Source organism: uncultured Thiodictyon sp., from assembly GCA_903837595.1.
Lineage (GTDB): Bacteria > Pseudomonadota > Gammaproteobacteria > Chromatiales > Chromatiaceae > Thiodictyon.
The window spans coordinates 1-3,457 of sequence record CAILVI010000396.1 but is presented as its reverse complement, the minus strand read 5'-3'; the positions used below and the strand labels follow the sequence as shown (position 1 = coordinate 3,457).

Here is a 3,457-nt window from a genome sequence, read left to right as displayed (position 1 = left end):
GCGCGGCGTTTCTCGCGCAGCCGGTAGCTCTCGCCCCGGATGGTGATCACGTGGCTGTGGTGCAGCAGGCGATCGAGGATGGCGGTGGCCACCACCGGGTCGCCGAACACCTCGCCCCACTCCCCGACGCTGCGGTTGGAGGTCACCAGCAGGCTGCCGCGCTCGTAGCGTCGGGAGACCAGCTGAAAGAACAGGTGCGCGGCGTGCGGGGCGAACGGCAGGTAGCCGAGTTCGTCGATGATCAGCAGCTTGGGTTTGCTGTAATGGCTCAGGCGCTCATCCAAGCGGCCCTGGGCGTGCGCCTGGCTCAGCGTGGTCATGAGCACCGTGGCGGTGGTGAACAGCACCGAGTAGCCGCGGGCGATGCCCTCGCGGCCCAGGGCCACCGCCAAATGGCTCTTGCCGACCCCGATCGGACCAGCCACATACTGCTCAATATCGCGCTGCCGAAGCGCGTATCCATTACCCGTTCCACCCCCGCGCCGGAGAGACCGTGCAAATCCTCGGCAGGGTGCGCTCCCGCGGCGAGCCCTTTGTGCTGGTCGTCCAGCCCGACGGCAGTCGCGCGCTGCTACCGGCTTGGATGTGCGACCCGCAGGCGCCGTCGCCGACGTTGGGCGAGCGACCGCGCTGGCCGCTGGAGACGTTACGGGAGTTAAGGGACTTGCTGGACCTGTTCCTATCCTCTGCCGTGGGCGATCCCGCCCGCGGAGAGAGTCTGTATGAACAAGTCCCGTCTACCGGCCCAATTGAGCCTCTTCGACCATCCGCCGAGCCCGCGGTACCCGGTCGGGCAGGAGACGCGAGTGCGGCTGCGGACACTGCTGGGCGAGCTGCTGCGCCAAGTCGCGGCGTTCGAGGCGCAGGAGCGGCTGCCCCCGAGTGCGCAGCACGACGAGGAGCGCGGCGATGAGTAAACTCGACGCCGAGCAGCTCGGGCGCAAAGCGTTCGTGTATATCCGCCAGTCGACGCCCGACCAGGTGCAGCACCATCGCGAAAGCCGGCGGCGGCAATACGGGCTGGTCGAGCGCGCGCACGCCCTCGGCTTCGCCGATGTCGAAGTGATCGACGAAGACCTCGGGCGCTCGGGTAGTGGCATCGCCCGTCCCGGTTTCGAGCGGCTGCTCGCGGCGATTTGCTGCGGGGAGGTCGGCGCCGTGGTGGCCGTCGAGGCCTCGCGGCTCGCGCGTAACGGACGCGACTGGCATACTCTGCTCGAATTCTGCGCCCTGGTGGGGACGGCGATCGTCGACGAGGAAGGCGCCTACGACCCGCGTTTGCCCAACGACCGCCTATTGCTCGGGATGAAAGGCACCCTCTCGGAAATGGAGCTCTCGATCCTGCGCCAGCGCGCCCATGAAGCGCTGTTGCTCAAAGCGCGCCGCGGCGAGCTGTATACCAGCGTCGCCGTCGGCTACGTGCGCACCGCCGGGAATCGTCTGGAGAAAGACCCGGACCTGCGGGTGCGCGAAGCCATCGGACTGGTCTTCGCCAAGTTCGCTGGCCTGCAGAGCGTGCGCCAGGTGCTCGTCTGGCTGCGCCAAGAGGGCATCGCGCTGCCGGCGGTGCACTATGGCCCCGAGGGTCGCGCGATCGCGTGGCGGTTGCCGGGCTACCCGGCCGTGCATAAGCTACTGACGAACCCGGTCTATGCGGGAGCGTACGCATTCGGGCGCACCATGAGTCGGGTGCGCATCGAAGCCTCGCGCAAGCGCATCGTGCGCGGCGTGCGCCGCTCTCCCGCGGACTGGACGATCCTGATCCGGGACCGCCACGACGGCTATATCGACTGGGACACCTATGAGCGCAACCAGCGCATGATTGCGGACAACGCGAGTATGAAAGGCGAGATGGCGCGCGGTGCGGTACGTCGCGGCGAAGCCCAGCTGGCGGGATTGCTGCGCTGTCGGCGCTGCGGGCGCAAGCTGCACGTCGCCTATAGCGGCACCGGTGGAAACACGGCTCGCTATCACTGTCGGGGCGCCCGGGTTAACCACGGTGTGGCCGCGCCCTGCATCTCGTTCGGGGCGCTGCGCATTGATGCGGCGGTTGGGGCCGAGGCGCTGCGGCTGTTGCAGCCCGAAGGGATCGCGGCGGCCCTACAGGCGCTTGAACGGCAGCAGACGGAGGCCGGCGAGCGGCGCCGGCAAGCGGAGCTCGCGCTGGAGCAAGCGCGCTACGAAGTCGCCCGCGCTCGGCGCCAGTACGATGCGGTTGATCCGGACCACCGGTTGGTGGCCGCCGAGCTGGAACGGCGTTGGAACGTGCGTTTGGCGGACGTCGAGCGCCTGGAGCGAACGCTGGCCGGCGCCGAGTCGGCGCAGCCGCTACCGCCGCTGGCGTCGGAGCGCGAGCGGTTGCTCGCCCTGGGGGCGGACCTCGAGCGGGTGTGGAACCATCCGGGCGCGAGCCCCGAGACCCGCAAGCGGATCCTGCGCACCCTGATCCGGGAGATCGTCGTCGATGTCGAGGAAACCACGCTCGTCGCGCTCGTGCACTGGCAAGGCGGCGACCACACGGAGCTGCGGGTGCGCAAGAATCGCACCGGCGAGCATCGCTGGGCGACCGATCGCGACACCGCCGAGCTGATCGCGGAGCTGGCCCGGTTGCTGCCCGATTCCGGCATTGCGAGTCTGCTCAATCGCCTGGGCAAACGCACGGCGAAGGGCCATACCTGGACGGAGGCGCGGGTGCGCAGCTGGCGCGGCGATCACGGCATCGCCGTCTATCGCCAAGGCGAGCGGGGCGAGCGCGAGGAGGTCAACCTGCACGAGGCGGCGCAGCGGCTGGGTACGAGTGCGATGACGGTGTTGCGGTGGATCCGCGAGCGGCGTTTGACGGCGCGCCAGCCCTGTCCGGGAGCGCCTTGGATGATCCGTATCGCCGACCTCGAGGCGCTGCCGCAGACCGGCGAGCGCGGGGCTCCGCTAACGCGCGATCCGCGCCAAGCATGTCTGGATTTTCAATAACGTGGAGAGGTGTGCATCATGTCGTCGGCTCGGTGGGGCCGGTGATCAGCACCGTCTGGTGGCCACGGATCCAGTCACCGGTGAGCAGGCGCCGAAACACAGCGCGGTCCAGACCCCGGGGGTGGCGGTAATCGATGTCCTCGGCCACCGCGGCTTGCTTGAGCCGGGCGCGGCGCAGCCGGCTGCTGGTCTGGCGCTGGTGGCGCTCGGTGACCTCGCGGTCGACCAAGAGGCCGAGGCGTTCCTCGAAGGTCAGGGCCTGGAGGTCCGGCAGGTGGGCCTGCTCGGTGAGCGCCTGGGCCATGCCGAGGAGGCGCAGTTGGACCAGCCGTTCGTGGGTCGGATGATTGAGCATGGTCGGTCCTGTCAATGGTAATAGGCGGACCCACCAGGGCGGAACCGTTCTAGCCAGGATCCGCTGTTGCAAGCGATGGTTGTCCACAACCCTGGACAATGCCCGGCGGTCGGGGTATAAAGCGTCTCGGTC

4 protein-coding genes are annotated in these 3,457 nt (G+C 68.7%); 2 read left to right on the top strand and 2 right to left on the bottom strand.

All coding sequences use genetic code 11. The features are described 5' to 3' along the window. On the bottom strand, positions 1 to 425 hold a 425-nt coding region (locus QZY44_RS23740), incomplete at its 3' end, for an ATP-binding protein (protein WP_295453776.1). A 297-nt stretch (positions 426 to 722) separates the two neighbouring features. Here QZY44_RS23740 and QZY44_RS23735 point away from each other — a divergent pair. Both QZY44_RS23735 and QZY44_RS23730 read left to right on the top strand, forming a co-directional pair. Beyond that, the gene (locus QZY44_RS23735) at positions 723 to 917 is read left to right on the top strand and encodes a hypothetical protein (protein WP_295453773.1); all 195 of its coding nucleotides are present in this window, start codon (positions 723 to 725) and stop codon (positions 915 to 917) included. Next, a complete protein-coding gene (locus QZY44_RS23730; protein ID WP_295453769.1) occupies positions 910 to 2,970 on the top strand; it encodes a recombinase family protein in 2,061 nt (686 codons plus the stop codon). Before QZY44_RS23735 ends, QZY44_RS23730 begins: the two co-directional genes overlap by 8 nt. Before the next feature lie 16 nt (positions 2,971 to 2,986). On the opposite strand, the gene QZY44_RS23725 is transcribed toward QZY44_RS23730, so the two are convergent. After that, positions 2,987 to 3,325: an ATP-binding protein gene (locus tag QZY44_RS23725; RefSeq protein ID WP_295453766.1), complete on the bottom strand. Its 339-nt coding sequence runs from the start codon at positions 3,323 to 3,325 to the stop codon at positions 2,987 to 2,989. Positions 3,326 to 3,457: the final 132 nt, after the last annotated feature.